Annotated in this window: 14 protein-coding genes, 1 tRNA gene and 1 pseudogene; 12 read left to right on the forward strand and 4 right to left on the reverse strand. The window is 70.6% G+C overall.

The features are described from left to right. Positions 1-184: 184 nt before the first annotated feature. Complete coding sequence (gene polA / locus AY578_RS08060) at positions 185-2,911, reverse strand: DNA polymerase I (protein WP_028960506.1); 2,727 nt, start codon at positions 2,909-2,911, stop codon at positions 185-187. 755 nt (positions 2,912-3,666) lie between these two features. Here polA and AY578_RS08065 point away from each other — a divergent pair. The 9 genes and pseudogenes from AY578_RS08065 to AY578_RS08105 all read left to right on the forward strand — a co-directional run bounded on the left by AY578_RS08065 (position 3,667) and on the right by AY578_RS08105 (position 13,866). Then, positions 3,667-5,946, forward strand: a complete 2,280-nt coding sequence (locus tag AY578_RS08065; RefSeq protein WP_136237737.1) for an FdhF/YdeP family oxidoreductase — start codon at positions 3,667-3,669, stop codon at positions 5,944-5,946. A gap of 57 nt (positions 5,947-6,003) precedes the next feature. Beyond that, positions 6,004-6,486 (forward strand): PaaI family thioesterase, encoded by a 483-nt coding sequence (locus AY578_RS08070; RefSeq protein WP_258902211.1) that lies wholly within the window; start codon positions 6,004-6,006, stop codon positions 6,484-6,486. Positions 6,487-6,806: 320 nt separating this feature from the next. Next, positions 6,807-7,013 carry a hypothetical protein gene (locus tag AY578_RS08075; protein ID WP_258902212.1) on the forward strand — a complete coding sequence of 69 codons (207 nt, stop codon included), beginning with the start codon at positions 6,807-6,809 and terminating at the stop codon, positions 7,011-7,013. 269 nt (positions 7,014-7,282) lie between these two features. After that, positions 7,283-7,639: a hypothetical protein gene (locus AY578_RS33810; RefSeq protein ID WP_337590564.1), complete on the forward strand. Its 357-nt coding sequence runs from the start codon at positions 7,283-7,285 to the stop codon at positions 7,637-7,639. A gap of 287 nt (positions 7,640-7,926) precedes the next feature. Then, positions 7,927-9,159, forward strand: coding sequence for a branched-chain amino acid ABC transporter substrate-binding protein (locus AY578_RS08085; RefSeq protein ID WP_028960751.1), 1,233 nt, complete (start codon positions 7,927-7,929; stop codon positions 9,157-9,159). Between the two features lie 112 nt (positions 9,160-9,271). Further along, the gene (locus AY578_RS08090; RefSeq protein WP_019525493.1) at positions 9,272-10,204 is read left to right on the forward strand and encodes a branched-chain amino acid ABC transporter permease; all 933 of its coding nucleotides are present in this window, start codon (positions 9,272-9,274) and stop codon (positions 10,202-10,204) included. Between the two features lie 5 nt (positions 10,205-10,209). Beyond that, complete coding sequence (locus AY578_RS08095) at positions 10,210-12,036, forward strand: branched-chain amino acid ABC transporter permease (protein ID WP_028960752.1); 1,827 nt, start codon at positions 10,210-10,212, stop codon at positions 12,034-12,036. 5 nt (positions 12,037-12,041) lie between these two features. Continuing rightward, positions 12,042-12,917 (forward strand): annotated as a pseudogene (locus AY578_RS08100) (ABC transporter ATP-binding protein); the annotation flags it as partial. A 232-nt stretch (positions 12,918-13,149) separates the two neighbouring features. Beyond that, positions 13,150-13,866, forward strand: a complete 717-nt coding sequence (locus AY578_RS08105; RefSeq protein ID WP_019525490.1) for an ABC transporter ATP-binding protein — start codon at positions 13,150-13,152, stop codon at positions 13,864-13,866. Positions 13,867-13,954: 88 nt separating this feature from the next. Here AY578_RS08105 and AY578_RS08110 read toward each other — a convergent pair whose 3' ends face one another. Continuing rightward, positions 13,955-14,614: an ANTAR domain-containing response regulator gene (locus tag AY578_RS08110; RefSeq protein WP_033273066.1), complete on the reverse strand. Its 660-nt coding sequence runs from the start codon at positions 14,612-14,614 to the stop codon at positions 13,955-13,957. Positions 14,615-14,715: 101 nt separating this feature from the next. Here AY578_RS08110 and AY578_RS08115 point away from each other — a divergent pair. Beyond that, positions 14,716-14,798, forward strand: a tRNA-Leu gene (locus tag AY578_RS08115). 81 nt (positions 14,799-14,879) lie between these two features. Next, a complete protein-coding gene (locus AY578_RS08120) occupies positions 14,880-15,659 on the forward strand; it encodes a helix-turn-helix domain-containing protein (RefSeq protein ID WP_136237742.1) in 780 nt (259 codons plus the stop codon). Between the two features lie 16 nt (positions 15,660-15,675). On the opposite strand, the gene pyk is transcribed toward AY578_RS08120, so the two are convergent. Then, positions 15,676-17,112, reverse strand: a complete 1,437-nt coding sequence (gene pyk / locus AY578_RS08125) for a pyruvate kinase (RefSeq protein WP_258902213.1) — start codon at positions 17,110-17,112, stop codon at positions 15,676-15,678. 239 nt (positions 17,113-17,351) lie between these two features. On the opposite strand from pyk, the gene AY578_RS08130 reads away from it, so the two are divergent. Further along, a complete protein-coding gene (locus AY578_RS08130) occupies positions 17,352-19,160 on the forward strand; it encodes a 5'-nucleotidase C-terminal domain-containing protein (protein ID WP_161107320.1) in 1,809 nt (602 codons plus the stop codon). Between the two features lie 95 nt (positions 19,161-19,255). Here the strand turns inward: AY578_RS08130 and pepN are convergent, their stop codons facing one another. Further along, positions 19,256-21,784, reverse strand: a complete 2,529-nt coding sequence (gene pepN / locus AY578_RS08135; protein WP_258902214.1) for an aminopeptidase N — start codon at positions 21,782-21,784, stop codon at positions 19,256-19,258. Positions 21,785-21,829 lie beyond the last annotated feature (45 nt).

Raw genomic sequence — 21,829 nt, forward strand, 5'->3', positions numbered from 1 at the left:
GAGGCGTCTCCCCTCAGCGGTCCCTGCTGAGGGGGCAACTGGACGGAGGCGGCAGAGGCCGGGCGGTCCCGGGCGGCGACCCCGGGACCACGCGGGCGGGGGACCGTCAGACGCGCGGGCGCCCACCCGTGGCTGCGGACGCCGGGCGCGGCTGTGCGATCGCGCCCGGCGTCCGCGTACCGCGTCAGTGCGCCGCCGACTCCCAGTCCGGGCCCACGCCCACCGAGACGCCGAGGGGGACCCGCAACTCGACGGCGGAGGCCATTTCGCGCCGGACCAACTCCTCCACCTGCTCCCGCTCCCCAGGAGCCAGCTCCAGGACGATTTCGTCGTGGACCTGGAGCAGCATCCGGGAGCGCAGGTCCGCCTCGCGCAGGGCGCGGTCGACGTTCAGCATGGCGATCTTGACGATGTCCGCCGCCGTGCCCTGGATCGGCGCGTTCAGCGCCATCCGCTCCGCCGCCTCGCGCCGCTGGCGGTTGTCGCTGTTGAGGTCGGGCAGGTAGCGGCGGCGGCCGAAGAGAGTCGCCGTGTACCCCGTCGCCCGCGCCTCGTCCACGACACGGCGCAGATAGTCCCGTACGCCGCCGAAGCGCTCGAAGTACGCGTCCATCAGCTGGCGCGCCTCCGCCGCCTCGATGTTCAGCTGCTGGGAGAGGCCGAAGGCGGACAGTCCGTAAGCCAGGCCGTAGGACATGGCCTTGATCTTGCGGCGCATCTCCGCGTCCACCGCGGACTGCTCGACGGAGAACACCTGGGCCGCCGCCGTGGTGTGCAGGTCCTCGCCGGAGGTGAACGCCTCGATGAGGCCGGCGTCCTCGGAGAGATGCGCCATCACGCGCAGCTCGATCTGGCTGTAGTCGGCGGTGAGCAGCGACTCGAAGCCCTCGCCGACCACGAAACCGCGGCGGATGGCGCGGCCCTCGTCCGTGCGGACCGGGATGTTCTGCAGGTTGGGGTCCGTGGAGGACAGCCGGCCCGTCGCGGCGACGGTCTGGTTGAACGTGGTGTGGATACGGCCGTCCGCGGCGATCGTCTTGATCAGGCCCTCGACGGTGACGCGCAGCTTCGCCTGCTCGCGGTGGCGCAGCATGATGACCGGCAGCTCGTTGTCCGTCTGTCCGGCCAGCCAGGCCAGGGCGTCGGCGTCCGTGGTGTAACCGGTCTTGGTCTTCTTCGTCCTGGGCAGGGCCAGCTCGCCGAAGAGGACTTCCTGGAGCTGCTTGGGCGAGCCCAGGTTGAACTCGTGCCCGGCCGCCGCGTGGGCCTCCTTCACCGCCTGCTGCACCGCGCCGGCGAACATCTGCTCCATGGCCTCCAGATGCGCCCGGTCGGCCGCGATGCCGTGCCGCTCCATGCGGGCGAGCAGGGCGGAGGTGGGCAGCTCCATGTCGCGCAGCAGGTCGGAGGCGCCGACGTCCGCGAGGCGGCCCTCGAAGGCCTCGCCCAGGTCGAGGACGGCACGCGCCTGCACCATGAGCGCGTGCGCCTGGGCGCTGTCGTCCGCGCCGAAGGCGAGCTGCCCGTCGGGGGCGGCGGCGGGCGCCAGCTCCCGGTGCAGGTACTCCAGGGACAGGGCGTCCAGGTCGAAGGAGCGGCGGCCCGGCTTGACCAGGTACGCGGCGAGAGCCGTGTCCATGGTGACGCCCTCGACCGTCCAGCCGTGCTCGGGGAAGACGCGCATCGCGCGCTTGGCGTTGTGGAAGACCTTGGGGCGGGCCGGGTCGGCGAGCCAGGCGCGGAACGCCTGCTCGTCGGCCTCGTCGAGCTCGGCCGGGTCGAACCAGGCGGCCGGTCCCTCCGCCGTGGCGAGCGCGATCTCGGCGACGGAGCCGGTGCCGAGCGCCCAGGTGTCGACGGCGGCGACGCCGACCGGGCCCGTGGCGTGCTCGGCGAGCCAGCCGGCCAGCTCGCCGGTGCCGAGCACCGTGCCGTCGATCTCCACGCCGTCGGCGACGACCGGAGTGGTCTCCGCCTCCTCGGCGCCCGGGTCGACGGCGAACAGCCGCTCCCGCAGCGACGGGTTCCTGATCTCCAGGGTGTCGAGGATCATCGCCACGGCCTTGCGGTCGTAGGCGGTGCGCTCCAGGTCGAGCACGCCCTTCGACAGCTCGACCCGGCGCTCCAGCTCGGTGAGCCGGCGGTTGAGCTTGACGGACTCCAGGTGGTCCCGGAGGTTCTGCCCGGCCTTGCCCTTGACCTCGTCGACCCGCTCGACCAGCTCGGCGAAGGAGCCGAACTGGTTGATCCACTTCGCGGCGGTCTTCTCGCCGACGCCGGGGATACCGGGCAGGTTGTCCGACGGGTCGCCGCGCAGGGCGGCGAAGTCCGGGTACTGCGCGGGCGTGAGGCCGTACTTCTCGAAGACCTTCTCCGGGGTGAAGCGGGTCAGCTCGGAGACGCCCTTGGTCGGGTAGAGCACCGTGGTGCGGTCGGAGACCAGCTGGAAGGAGTCGCGGTCGCCGGTGACGATCAGGACGTCGAAGCCCTCGGCCTCGGCCTGGGTGGCGAGCGTGGCGATGACGTCGTCCGCCTCGTACCCCTCCACCGCGAAGCGGGGCACGCTCATCGCGTCGAGCAGCTCGCCGATCAGCTCGACCTGGCCCTTGAACTCGTCGGGGGTCTTGGAGCGGTTCGCCTTGTACTCGGTGAACTCCTCCGAGCGCCATGTCTTGCGGGACACGTCGAAGGCGACCGCGAAGTGCGTGGGCGCCTCGTCACGGAGGGTGTTGGCGAGCATCGACGCGAAGCCGTAGATCGCGTTCGTCGGCTGGCCCGTCGCGGTGGTGAAGTTCTCCGCGGGCAGCGCGAAGAACGCGCGGTACGCCAGTGAGTGCCCGTCCATGAGCATGAGGCGCGGGCGGCTGGTGCCGGGGGTCTGGTCGGTCTTCTTCGATGCTGTGTCTGCCACGTGTCCGATCCTGCCACGCCTCACTGACACCGGTGTCCGCCCCCGGTGCCGCCCGCGTTTCCGCCCACGGGGCGGGAGGCACCGGTGCCGGTGCGGGCCGGAGGGTATTGGCGCACCTGGCGCCGGCAGGGGGCCGCCGCGCCCACCCTCCCCCACTCTCGGCTTCGCTCGAGCGGGAGGCACGAATGCCCGCAGTGGGCGGCAGCTTGCGGCCGTCGGCTGGCCGCGCGCCCGCGGTTGGCGGTGGGTTGCGGCCGCCCGCGCAACCGGGTGTCCGTCCAGCCGCCCGCGGCGGGGAGGGGACGGGGTGGGGGTGGGCGCCCGCAGCGGCTGGCGCGTCCGCGCCGTTCACGTACAAGCACGCACTCTCGCGCCAGACCGAGGACGACCGCCCCAACCGGCCCCCGCACCACCACCCACCCCTGGGCGCTACACCCGCCCCACCGGACAGGTGGATGCGCCGCAGGCGTCACACCGCAACCCCCACCGAACCGCAACCAACCCCGCGCCGCAGCCACGCGACCGCCCCCCAACCACCGGGCGTCACAGGCCCCCGGCCTCAACCCCACCGGACGCCACAGGCCCGGCCCCGACCCCCGACCCCCGACCCCCGACCGAACGCCACAGGCCCGCCCCCGACCCCCCCACCGGACAGCCCCGCACCGCAAGCATCCGACCGCACCGTAGGCCGCGCCCCACCCTCGTGCGAGGATCGAGAGATCCACCTCACATGTGTGCGTGAACAGGAGTGCGCGATGGCAACGAAGCCGCCCCAGGGTGATCCAGTACAGGACGCGCCGAAGGTGGCCGAGCGTAAACGGGCCGCCGCCGGACTGCCCGCGATCGGTCACACCCTGCGTATGGCCCACCAGCAGATGGGTGTGAAGCGCACGGCGCTCACGCTGCTCAGCGTCAACCAGAAGGACGGCTTCGACTGCCCGGGCTGTGCCTGGCCGGACCCGGAGCACCGGCACACCGCGGAGTTCTGCGAGAACGGGGCGAAGGCGGTGGCCGAGGAGGCCACACTCCGCCGCGTCACCCCGGAGTTCTTCGCCGCGCACCCCGTCTCCGACCTGGCCCGCCGCAGCGGCTACTGGCTCGGGCAGCAGGGCCGGCTGACCCACCCCATGTACCTCCCGGAGGGCGCCGACCACTACGAGCCGGTGAGCTGGGAGCGCGCCTTCGACATCGTCGCCGAGGAACTGACCGCGCTGTCGTCCCCCGACGAGGCCGTCTTCTACACCTCGGGCCGCACCAGCAACGAGGCCGCGTTCCTCTACCAGCTCTTCGCCCGCAAGCTCGGCACGAACAACCTGCCCGACTGCTCCAACATGTGCCACGAGTCGTCCGGCTCGGCCCTGTCGGAGACGATCGGCGTCGGCAAGGGCAGCGTGCTGCTGGAGGACCTCCACAAGGCGGACCTCATCGTGGTCGCCGGTCAGAACCCCGGCACGAACCACCCCCGCATGCTGTCGGCCCTGGAGAAGGCCAAGGGCAACGGCGCGCGCGTGGTGAGCGTCAACCCGCTCCCGGAGGCGGGCCTGGAGCGCTTCAAGAACCCGCAGACGCCCAAGGGTCTCACCACCGGCACCGCCCTGACCGACCTGTTCCTGCAGATCCGTATCGGCGGCGACCAGGCCCTGTTCCGGCTCCTCAACAAGCTGATCCTGGACACCCCGGGCGCGGTCGACGAGGAGTTCGTCCGCGAACACACCCACGGCTACGAGGAGTTCGCCGAGGCCGCCCGTGCCGCCGGCTGGGAGGAGACCCTCGCCGCGACCGGCCTGGCGCGCGAGGACGTCGAACGCTTCCTCCGCATGGTGCTGGACTCCGACCGGATCGTCGTCTGCTGGGCCATGGGCCTCACCCAGCACAAGCACTCGGTGCCGATGATCCGCGAGATCGTGAACTTCCTTCTCCTGCGCGGCAACATCGGCCGTCCGGGCGCGGGCGTGTGCCCGGTGCGCGGTCACTCCAACGTGCAGGGCGACCGCACGATGGGCATCTTCGAACGGCCCGAGCCGGCGTTCCTCGACGCGCTGCAGAAGGAGTTCGGCTTCGCCCCTCCCCGCGAGCACGGCTACGACGTCGTCCGGGCGATCCGCGCGCTGCGCGACGGTGAGGCGAAGGTGTTCTTCGCGATGGGCGGCAACTTCGTCTCCGCGTCCCCCGACACCGAGGTCACCGAGGCGGCGATGCGCCGGGCACGGCTCACCGTGCACGTGTCGACGAAGCTGAACCGCTCGCACGCGGTCACGGGGGCGCGCGCCCTGATCCTGCCGACGCTGGGCCGCACGGAGCGCGATCTCCAGGCGAGCGGAGAGCAGTTCGTGACGGTGGAGGACTCCATGGGCATGGTGCACGCCTCACGCGGGCGCCTGGAGCCCGCGAGCCCGCATCTGCTCTCCGAGCCGGCCATCGTGTGCCGGCTGGCCCGCCGCGTCCTCGGCGCGGAGGACGACGTGCCGTGGGAGGAGTTCGAGAAGGACTACGCGACGGTCCGCGACCGCATCGCGCGCGTGGTGCCCGGCTTCGAGGACTTCAACGCGCGCGTGGCGCACCCCGGCGGCTTCGCCCTCCCCCACGCCCCACGCGACGAGCGCCGCTTCCCCACGGCCACCGGCAAGGCCAACTTCACGGCGGCGCCGGTCGAGTACCCGGAGCTGCCCGAGGGCCGGCTGCTGCTGCAGACGCTGCGCTCGCACGACCAGTACAACACCACGATCTACGGCCTGGACGACCGCTACCGGGGCATCAGGAACGGGCGCCGCGTGGTGCTCGTCAACCCGGACGACGCCCAGGAGCTGAAGCTCGCGGACGGCTCGTACGTCGACCTGGTGAGCGAGTGGAAGGACGGGGTGGAGCGCAGGGCGCCCGGCTTCCGCGTCGTGCACTACCCGACGGCACGGGGCTGCGCCGCCGCGTACTACCCGGAGACCAACGTGCTGGTGCCCCTGGACGCCACCGCGGACGTCTCCAACACCCCGGCCAGCAAGTCGGTCGTGGTGCGTCTGGAACAATCGGCGACCGACTGAGCGTTCGCTCAGGGCACAGACGTACCGACGTACCGACGCACGATTGGAGCCGGGCCCATGGGAGAGCCGCAGCAGGTGAAGTTCCCGCAGGAGGTCATCGACGAGTACGCAGCGCTCGGTGTGGACCTGCAGGCGCTGTTCTCGGCGGGCCATCTCGGCACGCGGATGGGCGTGCAGATCACCGAGGCCTCGGCGGAGCGCGTCGTCGGGACGATGCCGGTGGAGGGCAACACCCAGCCCTACGGCCTGCTGCACGGCGGCGCGTCCGCGGTGCTGGCGGAGACGCTGGGCTCGGTCGGCTCGATGCTGCACGGCGGGGTGAACAAGATCGCGGTCGGTGTGGACCTCAACTGCACGCACCACCGCGGGGTCCGTTCCGGACTGGTCACCGGCGTGGCCGCCCCGGTGCACCGGGGCCGGTCCACGGCGACGTACGAGATCGTGATCACGGACGAGGCGGACAAGCGGGTGTGCACCGCCCGGCTGACCTGCCTGCTGCGGGACGTCCGCCCCGGCGACGCGGAGAAGGCGGCCGGCTGACGCCGGCGACGGGTGAGGGCCCCCAGGAGCCCCTCACCCCGAGCCTCCTCCGCACCGCGCCCGTCGCCGCCATTGCCCGCGGCCGACGGGCGCTCTAGCGTTCGGTGCCATGGGACGGGGCGGCACCTCTCGCAGCGCCGGGGCGTTCTGCGCGGCCGTCCTGGCCGTGCTCACGGCGGCCCTGACCATGACCGGGTGCGCGGCGGACGACCCCCACGCTTCACGCACCCCGCCCCCCCTTCGCGTCCAACATCCCCTCCCCCGAGCCCACTTCCGACGTCGGCCTGTGCGTCAGCATCGTCCGCCACTGGTCGCACGAGGTGCTCGAAGGCCGCGGGTACGGCGACTACCAGTCGATGGGGATGTCCGGCGGCCAGTACGACATCCTGCGCGAGGTCGTGGACGCGGCGCGCGCCGCCCGCGCCCAAGGGGCGACGGAGGTCGACACATTGATGGAACGTCAGGCACGCGAGGGCTGCACCGCCTGGTACCGCTCCGGCGGCCCCGGAGAAGGGCCGTGGCGATGAGCGGGATCGGCCCGGTCGAACCGGACGGCGACACGCGCCCGTTGGACCCGCCTCCCGTCCCCCCGCGCCCCCGCGGCGGACCCCGGGCCCGCATGTCGAGACGCCGACGGAGAACGACGGCCGCCGCCTTCCTCGCCGTCGCCGTACTCGCGACCGGGACGCTGCTGCACCTCACCCGCCCTAGTCCCAGCCCCACCCCCAGCCCCAGCCCCGAACCTTCACCCGAGGCACGGTTCCCGAGCCAGACGACGTCCTTCCGCTACCTGTACATGCAGGTCAGCGAGACGAAGACAACGTCACCGGAATTTGAGTTCACCATACAAGCGCTTACGGAATCCGATGCTCCGGTGACCGTTCTGAGCATTTCCCAGCCCTACGCCGGCCTACGCCTGACCTCCAGACCCGAAACTCCTTTACGGGTGAAAGGTGACGGTTCCCGCAAGATCGCCGTGACCGTCCACGTGACGGAATGCGGAAAAGTGCCACGGAACGCCGGACTCCCTTTCCTGGACGTAACACTGCGTAACACGCACGCAAAGGAAGCGCACAGTTACATCCTCGGCGCCCGCTACGCAAGGGACCTGTCCACGGCCCTGGAGGTGGCCTGTGGCAACGATTTCCAGTAATCAGCAAAACGCCTGATGCACCTGAACCACCCCTCCCAAGTCCTGCGGTTTCTCACCATGCGGACAGGGCAAAACGGCGGGAATTCTGCTCTTCCCCCCACTCAGTACCGCTCTGCAATACGTCGTGTCATAACAAGAGCGTCACAGCCTTGGCCAGAGTCTCCTCCGCATATCCCACACACGCTTAGAGTCACGGCCAGTCACCGCGGAGCCTGAAACTCACTCGGCCCAGCGCTCGACTCGGCCGTTTCCACGGGGAAGCGGCTGTCAGGGGAAAGGACTGGATCGTGCGTCAACGTTCGCTCATCGCCATCACCGCCGCCCTGGCGGCGGGTGCACTCACCCTCACCGCCTGCGGCTCCCGCGACGACAACGGCGGCGGCTCGGACTCGGGCAACGGTGACACCACCGTCGTCATCGGCGTCGACGCGCCGCTCACCGGCGACCTCTCCGCGCTCGGCCTGGGCATCAAGAACTCCGTGGACCTCGCCACGAAGATCGCCAACAAGGAGAAGTACGTCGAGGGCGTCACCTTCAAGATCGAGGCGCTCGACGACCAGGGCCAGGCCTCCGTGGGCCAGCAGAACGCCACGAAGCTCGTCGCCAACAAGGACGTGCTGGGCGTCGTCGGCCCGCTGAACTCCTCCGTCGGCGAGTCGATGCAGAAGGTCTTCGACACGGCCAAGCTGGTCGAGGTCTCCCCGGCGAACACCAACCCCGCCCTGACCCAGGGCGTGAACTGGGCCAAGGAGAAGGCCCGCCCGTACAAGTCGTACTTCCGCACCGCGACCACGGACGCCATCCAGGGCCCGTTCGCCGCGCAGTACGTCTTCAACGACGCCAAGAAGAAGAAGGTCTTCGTCATCGACGACAAGAAGACCTACGGCGCCGGTCTGGCCGCCACCTTCACCGCGGAGTTCAAGAAGCTCGGCGGCCAGGTCGTCGGCACCGAGCACATCAACCCGGAGAGCAAGGACTTCAGCGCCGTCGCCACCAAGGTGAAGAACTCCGGCGCCGACGTCGTCTACTACGGCGGTGAGTACCCGCAGGCCGGTCCGCTGAGCAAGCAGATCAAGGAAGCGGGCGCGAAGATCCCGCTGGTCGGCGGTGACGGCATCTACAGCGCCGACTTCATCAAGCTGTCCGGCGCGGCCGGCACCGGCGACCTCGCCACCTCCGTCGGCGCGCCCGTAGAGTCGCTGCCGTCCGCCAAGGAGTTCGTCGCGAACTACAAGGCCGAGGGCTACAAGGAGGCCTACGAGGCCTACGGCGGCTACTCCTACGACTCCGCCTGGGCGATCATCGAGGCCGTCAAGAAGGTCGTCGAGGGCAACGACGGCAAGCTGCCGGACGACGCCCGCGCCAAGGTCGTCGACGCCATGCAGGACGTCTCCTTCGACGGTGTGACCGGCAAGGTCTCCTTCGACGAGTTCGGTGACGCCACCAACAAGCAGCTCACCGTCTACACCGTCAAGGGCGGCGACTGGGCCACCGTGAAGTCGGGCACCTTCACCGGCTGATCTCCGCCGCACCACTCACACGAGCCGCGCGGGGCGCTGTTCCACTGGCGCCCCGCGCGGACTCGGTTCCGGCCCATCCGTCGAACATTCCGAAAGTCTCGGAGGACATGCGGTGAACGAACTGCCGCAGCAGCTGGTCAACGGCCTGCTACTGGGATCCATGTACGGCCTGGTCGCCATCGGCTACACAATGGTCTACGGCATTGTCCAGCTCATCAACTTCGCCCACGGCGAGATCTTCATGGTCGGCGCCTTCGGCGCCATCACCGTGCATCTGTACGTCTTGCCGGACGGCACCTCCATGTGGATCGCGCTGCCGCTCATGCTGATCGGCGCCATGATCACCTCGGTGCTGGTCGCCATCGGAGCGGAACGGTTCGCCTACCGCCCGCTGCGCGGCGCGCCCCGGCTGGCCCCCCTGATCACCGCCATCGGACTCTCCCTCGCGCTCCAGCAGGCCGTCTGGGCCTTCTACCCCGAGGCCAAGTCCAAGCTGGCCTTCCCGCAGATCGAGGGCGGCCCCTTCTCCATCGGCGGCGCCACCGTCCAGACCGGCGACATCTTCCTGATCGTCGCCGCCCCCATCAGCATGGCGTTCCTCGCCTACTTCGTGATGCGGACCCGCACCGGCCGCGGCATGCAGGCCACCGCGCAGGACCCGGACACCGCGAAGCTGATGGGCGTCAACACCGACCGCATCATCGTGATCGCGTTCGCCCTCGGCGCCGTCTTCGCCGCCGTCGGCGGTGTCGCCAGCGGTCTGAAGTACGGCCAGATCGACTTCAAGATGGGCTTCATCCTCGGCCTCAAGGCCTTCACCGCGGCAGTGCTCGGTGGCATCGGCAACATCTACGGGGCCATGATCGGCGGTGTGGTCCTCGGCGTCGTCGAGACCCTGGCCACCGCCTACATCGCGGACATCCCCGGCCTGGACCAGTTCGGCAGCCAGTCCTGGGCCGAGGTCTGGGCCTTCATCCTCCTCATCCTCGTGCTCCTGTTCCGGCCGCAGGGCCTGCTCGGCGAGCGCGTCGCGGACAGGGCGTGACACCGATGACCACACAGACCGCAGCAGACAAGACCGTTGCCGCACCCGCCCCGGGCACCCCCTCCGGGCTCATCGGCATCCCCGCGAACCTCGCGCGGGCCCTCGCCACCGGCGGCAGCGTCCTCGCCGTCGTGTCCACCTTCCTCGCCTGGACCTGGACGGCCGACTTCCCCGGCGACCTCACGTTCTACGGCTACCCCGGCGGCCTCCAGGTGCTCGTCCTGGTCGGCGGCGCCCTCGCCACCCTGTTCTGCCTCGCCTCCTACGGCGTCAGGGGACTGGGCTGGCTCACTCCGGCCGGCGCCGACGCGGCCGTGAAGTACGCGGTGCTCGGCACCTTCGCCACCGCCTGGTACACCGTCGTCTCGATCAGCGTCGAGCTCGGCGGGGTCGTCAACCTGGAGCCCGGCGGCTTCCTCGTCGCCGCCGCCACGCTGATCGCCCTCATAGGCACCCTGGCCCTCCCCTTCGAGCGGCCCGAGCCCGACCCGATCGACCCCGAGGCGAGCGGCTGGGAACAGTTCCGGCACGACGCCGCGCACGCCGTGGCGGTGCTGCGGGCGGCCTTCACCTCCGGGTCCCCGCGCCCCGTGCGCACCCTGCCGTCCTACGTCGAGATCCTGGTCATCGTGGCCGTCCTGGCGGTCGCCCTGATCGTCTTCACCTACGGCATCGGCACCGAGTACGACGAGCTGTTCGTCGGCTTCCTGATCACCGCCGGCTTCGGCTTCGGCGCGCTGAACCGCTCCGGCCTCGTCGCCCACGCCTCCCAGATCAGCGCCCGCCACCAGAACATCACCGTGTGCGGCGCGTTCGTCGCGGCGGCGCTGTTCCCCTTCACCCAGACCGACGACCAGTACGCGACCCTCGGCGTCTACATCCTGATCTTCGCCACCGTCGCCCTGGGCCTGAACATCGTCGTCGGCCTCGCCGGCCTGCTCGACCTCGGCTACGTCGCCTTCCTCGGCGTCGGCGCCTACGCGGCCGCGCTGGTCTCCGGCTCGCCCAGCTCGCCGTTCGGCGTGCACTTCCCCTTCTGGGCCGCCGTCCTGGTCGGCGCGCTCGCCTCGCTGGTCTTCGGTGTGCTGATCGGCGCGCCGACCCTGCGGCTGCGCGGCGACTACCTGGCCATCGTGACCCTCGGCTTCGGTGAGATCTTCCGTATCGCCGTGAACAACACCGACGGCACCTCCGGCCCGGACATCACCAACGGCTCCAACGGCATCGCGTCCATCCCGGACCTGAACATCCTGGGCTTCGACCTGGGCGTCGCGCACGACATCGGCGGGTTCACCATCGGCCGGTTCGCGAACTACTTCTTCCTGATGCTGCTGATCACGGCCGTCGTCGTCCTCGTCTTCCGGCGCAGCGGCGACTCCCGCATCGGCCGGGCCTGGGTCGCCATCCGCGAGGACGAGACCGCCGCGCTCGCAATGGGCATCAACGGCTTCCGGGTGAAGCTCATCGCGTTCGCCGTGGGCGCCACCCTCGCCGGTCTGGCCGGTACGGTGCAGGCGCACGTCACCTACACGGTGACCCCCGAGCAGTACCTGTTCGCCGGCACCACCCCGCCCAACTCCGCCTTCCTGCTGGCCGCGGTCGTGCTCGGCGGCATGGGCACCATCGCCGGACCCCTCATCGGTGCGGCGCTGCTCTTCCTGATCCCCAACAAGCTCCAGTTCCTGGGCGACTACCAGCTCCTCGCGTTCGGTCTCGCGCTCGTGCTGCTGATGCGCTTCCGTCCCGAGGGCCTCATTCCCAACCGGCGCCGCCAGCTGGAGTTCCACGAAGAGGCCGACGCGCCCACAGTCCTGAGCAAGACGGGGGCCTGACCACCATGACCACCGACACCACCACCAAGGACACCGCGGCGGGCGCGCCCGCCCCCGGCTCCGTCGTCCTCGACGCGCGCGGCGTCACCATGCGGTTCGGCGGCCTCACCGCCGTCCGGGACGTCGACCTCACCGTGCGCAGCGGCGAGATCGTCGGTCTCATCGGCCCCAACGGCGCCGGCAAGACCACGTTCTTCAACTGCCTCACCGGGCTGTACATCCCGACCGAGGGCGAGGTCCGCTACAAGGACAAGGTCCTGCCGCCCAAGTCCTTCAAGGTGACCGCGGCCGGCATCGCCCGTACGTTCCAGAACATCCGTCTGTTCGCCAACATGACGGTCCTGGAGAACGTCCTGGTGGGCCGTCACACCCGCACCAAGGAGGGCTTCTGGTCGGCCGTCCTGCGCGGGCCCGGCTTCCACAAGGCCGAGGCCGCCTCGCGCGCCCGCGCCATGGAACTGCTGGAGTTCGTCGGCCTCGCCGAGAAGGCCGACCAGCTCGCGCGCAACCTCCCCTACGGCGAGCAGCGCAAGCTGGAGATCGCCCGCGCGCTCGCCAGCGAGCCGGGGCTGCTGCTCCTCGACGAGCCCACCGCGGGCATGAACCCCCAGGAGACCCGGGCGGCGGAGGAACTCATCTTCGCCATCCGCGACAAGGGCACCGCGGTCCTCGTCATCGAGCACGACATGCGGTTCATCTTCAACCTCTGCGACCGGGTCGCCGTGCTCGTCCAGGGCCAGAAGCTGATCGAGGGCGACCCGGCCACCGTCCAGGGCGACGAGCGGGTCATCGCCGCGTACATCGGCGAGCCGCTGGCGGACGACCCCGGGGCCGCGGAGGTCGCCGAGGTCGAGGCCGCCGAGGCCGCTGCCGAGGCGGCGGGCCGGCCGCAGTCGCCCGCCAAGAGGCCGGCGCCCCGGCGCCCGCCGCCGAGGAGAGCGCCGAGGAGCCGGCCGACGCGGCCCCGCAGCCGGAGACCGACGCGGAGGCCGGGACGGAGGCGGAGGCCGACGCCCCCGCGGACGCCGAGGCCACGGACGCCGAGACAGAAGCACAGGCGGAGGCGGGGGCCGAGGCCACCACGGACGCCGCGCCCGGCAAGGAGAACGACCGATGACCGCACTCCTCGAGGTCGAAGACCTGAAAGTCGCCTACGGCAAGATCCAGGCCGTGAAGGGCATCTCGTTCAGCGTCGACGCCGGCGAAGTGGTCACCCTGATCGGCACCAACGGCGCCGGCAAGACCACCACCCTGCGCACGCTGTCCGGGCTGCTGAAGCCGGTCGGCGGGCAGATCAAGTTCAACGGCAGATCGCTGAAAAAGCTCCCCGCCCACAAGATCGTCTCGCTGGGGCTCGCCCACTCCCCCGAGGGGCGGCACATCTTCCCGCGCATGACGATCGAGGACAACCTGCGCCTCGGCGCCTTCCTGCGCAGCGACAAGCAGGGCATCGAGCAGGACATCCGGCGCGCCTACGACCTCTTCCCCATCCTCGGGGAACGCCGCAAGCAGGCCGCAGGAACGCTGTCCGGCGGTGAGCAGCAGATGCTCGCCATGGGCAGGGCCCTGATGTCCCGTCCACAGCTGCTCATGCTCGACGAGCCCTCCATGGGTCTGTCGCCGATCATGATGCAGAAGATCATGGCGACCATCTCCGAGCTGAAGTCCCAGGGCACCACGATCCTGCTCGTCGAGCAGAACGCCCAGGCGGCCCTGTCGCTGGCCGACCACGGCCATGTGATGGAGGTCGGCAACATCGTCCTCTCCGGCACCGGCCGCGACCTGCTCCACGACGAGTCGGTCCGCAAGGCCTACCTCGGCGAGGACTGAGGCGGACAGGCGGCCGGAAGCGAAAGGCCCGCACCCCGGGCAAAGGGGTGCGGGCCTTCGTCGTCCTTACGGCCGCGGCGCCGGGCCGTCAGCCGCCCTTCGCGGCCTTCTTCTCCTCGGCGTCGTCGATGACCGCCTGCGCGACCTGCTGCATCGACATGCGCCGGTCCATGGAGGTCTTCTGGATCCAGCGGAACGCGGCCGGCTCGCTCAGTCCGTACTGCGTCTGCAGCACCGACTTGGCGCGGTCCACCAGCTTGCGCGTCTCCAGGCGCTGGCTGAGGTCGGCGACCTCGCGCTCCAGCTCCTTCAGCTCGGTGAACCGGGAGACCGCCATCTCGATCGCGGGCACCACGTCGCTCTTGCTGAACGGCTTGACCAGGTACGCCATCGCGCCCGCGTCCCGCGCCCGCTCGACCAGGTCGCGCTGCGAGAAGGCGGTCAGCATCAGCACGGGGGCGATGGACTCCTCGGCGATCTTCTCGGCCGCGGAGATGCCGTCCAGCTTGGGCATCTTCACATCGAGGATCACCAGGTCGGGACGGTGCTCGCGGGCCAGCTCGACGGCCTGCTCACCGTCGCCGGCCTCGCCGACGACCGTGTACCCCTCCTCCTCGAGCATCTCTTTGAGATCGAGCCGGATCAGTGCCTCGTCCTCGGCGATGACCACGCGGGTCGTCATCGGCGGCACGTGCGACTTGTCGTCGTCGGGCACGTCTGCGGGCTGGGGCGACTCGGGGGCGCTCAACGTGGGCTCCTTGGTGCGGGGCAGGCCGGTACTGCTGCTTGTGCAGCCTACCTAGAGGCGGTGACCGAGGGGGACCCGGTATGATTCCGTGAGCCGGTCCTGCCGGGTTGGTGGAATGGCATACACGGATGTCTCAAACACATCTGCCCGAGAGGGCTTGCGGGTTCGAGTCCCGCACCCGGCACTCCCAGAGCGGAGGATCACGTTCGCGTGGTCCTCCGCCTTTTGCTGCGTGTCGTCACGGTTGCTCACGCACTGTGGCCGCATGGAACAGCACAGCCCTTCGATCCGCGCACACGCTGTCGCACTCATGCGACAGGGCGTCCCCAACCATGTGGTGGCGGAGCAGCTGAACATCCCGCGAGGCACCGTCGGCTGGTGGCGTTGCGAGGACCGCAAACTACGCGGCGAGGTGTACCGGCAGCCAACGGATTGCCCGAAGTGCACAGGCCGCGGTTTCGACGAAGTGGCGTACTCGTATCTGCTGGGTCTCTACCTCGGCGATGGCCACATCGTCTCGAAGCCGAAACAGCGCCACCTGTCGATTTTCTGCGACGCCAGGCAGACGGGCTTGATCGCGGCCGCCGAAGACGCGATGCGCAAGGTGATGCCCTCCCCCAGCGTCGGACGGCACCGAAAGCCCGGCTGCGTCGAAGTGAAGTCGTACACCAAGCACTGGACGTGCATGTTTCCCCAGCACGGCCCCGGCAAGAAGCACGACCGCCTCATCGTCCTCGAACCGTGGCAGCAGGCCATCGTCGACGAGCATCCCTGGGAGTTCATCCGCGGGCTCATCCATTCGGACGGCTGCCGGATCACCAACTGGACGACCCGCACGGTCGCCGGCGAGCCAAAGCGCTACGAGTACCCCCGGTACTTCTTCAGCAACAAGTCGGACGACATCAGGAAGCTCTTCACGGACACCCTGGACAAAGTCGGCGTCGGGTGGACCACGCTGGCTCGTGGCAGCGATCCCTTCAACATCTCCGTCGCCCGCAAGGCGTCCGTCGCCCTGATGGATCTCCACGTGGGCCCCAAGTACTGACCGGGGCCCGGTTCCGTCACCTCGGGCTGTCGTCCTCGCCGATGTGGTGGACGCGGACCATGTTGGTGGAGCCGGAGACCCCGGGCGGGGAGCCGGCGGTGATCACGACCGTGTCGCCCTTCGCGCAGCGCGCGTACCGCAGCAGCAGCTCGTCGACCTGGTCGACCATCGCGTCGGTGGACCCGACGTGCGGCCCGAGGAAGGTCTCCACGCCCCAGGACAGGCTGAGCTGGGAGCGGGTGGCCGGGTCCGGGGTGAAGGCGAGCAGCGGGATCGGCGAGCGGTAGCGGGACAGGCGGCGGGCGGTGTCGCCCGACTGGGTGAAGGCGACCAGGAAGCGGGCGCCGAGGAAGTCGCCCATCTCCGCGGCCGCGCGGGCCACGGCGCCGCCCTGGGTGCGCGGCTTGTTGTGCTCGGCCAGCGACGGCAGACCGCGGGCGAGGATGTCCTCCTCGGCGGCCTCGACGATGCGGGCCATGGTGCGCACGGTCTCCACGGCGTGCTTGCCGACGCTGGTCTCGCCGGAGAGCATCACCGCGTCGGTGCCGTCGATGACGGCGTTGGCGACGTCGGACGCCTCGGCGCGGGTGGGCCGGGCGTTGTCGATCATCGAGTCGAGCATCTGGGTGGCGACGATGACCGGCTTGGCGTTGCGCCGGGCCAGTTTCACGGCGCGCTTCTGGACGACGGGCACCTGCTCCAGCGGCATCTCGACGCCCAGGTCGCCGCGGGCCACCATGATGCCGTCGAAGGCGGCGACGATCTCGTCGAGGGCCTCGACGGCCTGCGGCTTCTCGATCTTGGCGATGACGGGGAGCCGGCGGCCCTCCTCGTCCATGATCCGGTGGACGTCCCTGATGTCGCGTCCGCTGCGCACGAAGGAGAGGGCGACGACGTCGAAGCCGGTGCGCAGCGCCCAGCGCAGGTCGTCCTCGTCCTTCTTGGAGAGGGCGGGCACGGAGACGGCGACTCCGGGGAGGTTGAGGCCCTTGTGGTCGGAGATCACCCCGCCCTCGACGACGGTGGTGTGCACGCGGGGGCCGTCGACGGCGGTGACCTCGAGGGTGACCCGGCCGTCGTCGACGAGGATCCGCTCGCCCGGGGTGACGTCCTCGGCGAGGCCGGCGTGGGTGGTGCCGCATGTGTGGCGGTCGCCCTCGACGCCGTCCTCGACGCTGATGGTGAAGGAGTCCCCGCGTTCGAGGAGTACAGGTCCTTCGGCGAAGCGGCCCAGGCGGATCTTCGGACCCTGAAGGTCGGCGAGGAGTCCCACGCTGCGGCCGGTCTCGTCGGCGGCCTTGCGCACCCTTCGGTACCGCTCCTCGTGCTCGGCGTGCCCGCCGTGGCTGAGGTTGAAGCGGGCCACGTCCATTCCGGCGTCGACCAGGGCCTTGATCCGGTCGTACGCGTCCGTCGCGGGACCCAGGGTGCAGACGATTTTCGCTCGGCGCATGGTCCGACCCTAGGGCTTACCGGCGGGTAGTGATTTGGCGGCGCGTGACGACTCAACGGCGCGTGGGTGAAGGGGTATTGACAAGCGTTGAATTCTGCGCGGCGCCGCTCCCCCGGGCGCGCCGCGGCGGTCACCGGATCGAAACCTGGAAGGGCTGTTCCGGATCGACGTGTTCAGGTCAGAATCGTCGGGCGAATCTACGCGCGTTGTGCGCCGTCGTCGTACAAGGAGATCCTGATATGCCGTTGGACCGCCGGAAGTTCTTGAAGAAGTCAGCCGTCACCGGGGCGGGGGTGGCGCTGGCGGGTACGGTGGCCACCCCGGCGGCCGAGGCCGCTCCTGAGGCGGGACGGGGGAAGAAGCCGGTGAAGCGGTACGCACTGACCGTGATGGGCACCACGGACCTGCACGGTCACGTCTTCAACTGGGACTACTACAAGGACGCCGAGTACCAGGACCCGGCCGGCAACGCGCAGGGGCTGGCCCGCGTGTCCACGCTGGTGAACCGGATCCGCAAGGAGCGCGGCCGGGAGAACACCCTGTTGCTGGACGCGGGCGACACCATCCAGGGCACCCCGCTGACGTACTACTACGCCAAGGTGGACCCGATCACCGCCGAGGGCGGCCCGGTGCACCCGATGGCGCAGGCGATGAACGCCATCGGGTACGACGCGGTGGCGCTCGGCAACCACGAGTTCAACTACGGCATCGAGACCCTGCGGAAGTTCGAGGAGCAGTGCGACTTCCCGCTGCTCGGCGCCAACGCGGTCGACGCGAAGACCCTCAAGCCCGCCTTCCCGCCCTACTTCGTCAAGACGTTCCACGTGAAGGGCGCGCCGCCGGTGAAGGTGGCGGTGCTGGGCCTGACCAACCCGGGCATCGCGATCTGGGACAAGGCCTACGTGCAGGGCAAGCTCACCTTCCCGGGCCTGGAGGAGCAGGCGGCGAAGTGGGTGCCGAAGCTGCGTTCGATGGGCGCGGACGTCGTGATCGTCTCGGCCCACTCGGGCACCTCCGGCACCTCCTCCTACGGCGACCAGCTGCCGCACGTGGAGAACGCGGCGGCGAACGTGGCGCGGCAGGTGCCGGGCATCGACGCCATCCTGGTCGGCCACGCGCACGCGGAGATCGCGGAGCTGCGGGTGACCAACGAGAAGACCGGCAAGGAGGTCGTGCTGTCGGAGCCGCTGTGCTACGCCGAGCGGCTGACCCTCTTCGACGTCGAGCTGACCTTCGAGCGGGGCCGCTGGCAGGTGGAGTCCGTGAGGGCGTCGCTGCGGGACGCGGCGACGGTGGAGGACGACCCGCGGATCACCCGGCTGCTGGGCGACGAGCACGCGCAGGTCGTGGCGTACGTCAACCAGGTGGTGGGGACGGCGACCGAGACGCTGACGACGGTGGAGGCGCGCTACAAGGACGCGCCGATCATCGACCTGATCAGCAAGGTGCAGGAGGACGTGGTCCGGGACGCGCTGGCGGGCACGGAGTACGCCTCGCTGCCGGTGCTGTCGCAGGCCTCGCCGTTCTCCCGGACCAGCGAGATCCCGGCGGGCGACGTGACCATCCGGGACCTGTCGAGCCTCTACGTGTACGACAACACGCTGGTGGCGAAGCTGCTGACGGGTGCTCAGGTGCGGGCGTACCTGGAGTACTCGGCGGAGTACTTCGTGCAGACCGCGGCCGGCGCGCCGGTGGACGTCGACAAGCTGACGAACGCGAACGGCCGCCCGGACTACAACTACGACTACGTGTCGGGCGTGCGGTACGACATCGACATCGCCCAGCCGGCCGGGTCGCGCATCAAGAACCTGACGTTCGACGGCGCCCCGGTGGACGACGCACAGCAGTTCGTGTTCGCGGTGAACAACTACCGCGCCAACGGCGGCGGGGCGTTCCCGCACGTGGCGTCGGCGCCTGAGCTGTGGGCGGAGTCGACGGAGATCCGCACCCGGATCGCCGAGTGGGCGACCGCCAAGGGCGTGCTGGACCCGAAGGACTTCGCGTCGGAGGACTGGCGCCTCACCCGGGACGGCACGCCGGTGTTCTGACCGTCCCTCGCAACGGTGCCCGCGGGGGCGCCGCCGGTCCGTCCGGCGGCGCCCCCGCGCCGTTGTGTCCCGTTGTCCCGCTGCCCCGCCCGGTCTCAGGCCTCCTGGACGCGCAGGGCGCGGGCCAGGTCGTCGAGCCGGTCGGTGAACTGGCGGCGCAGCGCCGGCACGGGGTCGGCCTTGCGCAGCGTCTTCTCGCCGAGCTTCAGGGTCTCGGGCTCCACGGCGTGGGCGGGGAACGCCCAGCGTCCCGCGGCGGTGGCGATGGCGGGGCCGCGGCGCGCGGCGACGGCCACGGCGTCCTTGAAGTAGCGCGCCACGTACGGGCGGACCAGCTCGGCCTGCTCGGGCTGCCAGAAGCCGCGGGCGGTGGCGGTGAACAGGTAGTTGGACAGGTCGTCGGAGCCGAACATGGCGTCCCAGGCGCGGGCCTTGGCGTCCGGGTCGGGCAGGGCGGCCCGGCAGCGGGCGGCGCCCTCCTGGCCGGTGGCGCTGGGGTCGCGGCGCAGCTCCTCGGCGATGTCGGTCTCGTCGACGGCGCCGAGGACGGCGAGCCGGCCGAGGATCCGCCAGCGCAGCTCCGGGTCCAGTTCGGGGCCGCCGGGGACGGTGCCCTCGGTGAGCCAGGCGGCGATGGTCTCGGGGCGGGAGGCCGCGTCGATGCAGTGGCGCACCGCGACCAGGCGCAGGCCCGGGTGGTCGCCGTCCTCGGTGCGGCGGATGAGGTCGCGGCACAGGTCGGTGAGGGTGGCGAGCGCGGCGGGCCGCCGGTCCGGGGCGAGGTAGTGGTCGGCGACCTCCCCGGAGGCGAAGGCGAGGACGCCCTGGACGAGGGCGACGTCGGTCTCCTCGGGCAGATGGGTGGCGGCGGTGGCCAGGTAGGCGGAGGGGGCCAGGTCGCCGTCGCGGACCATGTCGCGCAGGGTGTTCCAGACGACGGCCCGGGTGAGCGCGTCGGGGATGCCCGGCAGTCCGCGCAGGGCGGTCTCCAGGGAGGTCTCGTCGAGGCGGATCTTGGCGTAGGTCAGGTCCAGGTCGTTGGGGACGACCAGGGCGGGGCGGGTGCCGGGGCGCGGCTCGGGGGCGGCGGTCTGCGGCACGTCGGTCTCGTAGCGCTCGCGCAGGGTGAGGGTGCGTCCGTCGCTGAGGTCGCGGTCGTAGACCCCGACGGTCACCCGGTGCGGGCGGCCGCCCTCGCGGTCCAGGGTGAGGGTCCACCGGCCGGGCACCGCGTCGACGGAGGCGGTGAGCGTGTCGACTCCGCTGGTGCGCAGCCAGGCGTCGGCCCAGGCGTGCACGTCCCGCTCGGTGGCGGAGGCGAGGGAGTCGATGAACTCGGCGAGGCCCGCGTTGCCGAAGCGGTACCGCTCGAAGTGGGTGTTGATGCCGGCGAGGAAGTCCTTCTCGCCGAGCCAGGCGACGAGCTGGCGCAGGGCGGAGGCGCCCTTGGCGTAGGAGATGCCGTCGAAGTTGAGCAGCGCGGAGGCGGTGTCCTCGACGTGTTCCGGGGCGACGGGGTGGGTGGAGGGCCGCTGGTCGGCGTCGTAGCCCCAGGTCTTGCGGGAGACGCCGAAGTCGGTCCAGGTGCCCTCGCCGCGCCAGCGGGGCGGCTGCCCGCCGGGGCTGGCGGGGGTGACCTCGTTGAGGGTCTGGTAGCCCATGTACTCGGCGAAGGACTCGTTCAGCCAGATGTCGTCCCACCAGCGCAGGGTGACGAGGTCGCCGAACCACATGTGGGCCATCTCGTGGGCGATCACCATGGCGCGCCGCTGCCGCTCGGTGTCGGTGACGGCGGAGCGGTAGACGAACTCGTCGCGGAAGGTGACAAGGCCGGGGTTCTCCATGGCGCCCGCGTTGAACTCGGGCACGAAGGCCTGGTCGTAGGAGTCGAAGGGGTACGGCTCCTCGAACTTCTCGTGGTAGCGGTCGAAGCAGGCGCGGGTGATCTCGAGCAGCTCCTCGGCGTCCGCCTCCAGGTGGGGCGCGAGGGAGCGGCGGCAGTGCAGGCCGAACGGCAGGCCGCGGTGCTCGGTGCGCACGGAGTGCCAGGGTCCGGCGGCGACGGCGACCAGGTAGGTGGAGACGGGCGGGGTGGGCGCGGCCTTCCACACGCCGCCGCCGGTGTGCTCGGTGACGCCGTTGGCGAGGACCGTCCAGTGCTCGGGGGCGGTGACGGTGAGTTCGAAGACGGCCTTGAGGTCGGGCTGGTCGAAGGCGGCGAAGACGCGCCGCACGTCGTCCAGGAAGAGCTGGGTGTAGACGTAGGTCTCGCCGTCGCCGGGGTCGGTGAAGCGGTGCATGCCCTCGCCGGTGCGGGAGTAGCGCATGCGCGCGTCGACCAGCAGCTCGTGCTCGCCGGCGGTGAGGTTCCTCAGCGGGAACCGGCCGCCGTCGAGGAGGGCGGGGTCGAGGGTCCGGCCGTCGAGCGTGACGGAGCGCAGCTCGGCGGGGTCGATCTCGACGAAGGTGTCCGCGTCCGCGCGGGCGCCGAACCTGATGAGGGTGCGGGAGTCGAACGTCTCGTCCCCGGTGGTCAGATCGAGGGCGATCGTGCAGCGGTGGACGTCGATGAGCTGTGCTCGGTTCTGCGCTTCGTCGCGCGTCAGTACGGACATGGACGCCATGCTGCCTGATGGCGTCGGCGCGGCACAGAGGAGGATGGGGTACGC

The sequence above is a fragment of the Streptomyces thermocarboxydus genome, assembly GCF_024760485.1.
In the GTDB taxonomy this organism is placed as follows: domain Bacteria; phylum Actinomycetota; class Actinomycetes; order Streptomycetales; family Streptomycetaceae; genus Streptomyces; species Streptomyces cellulosae.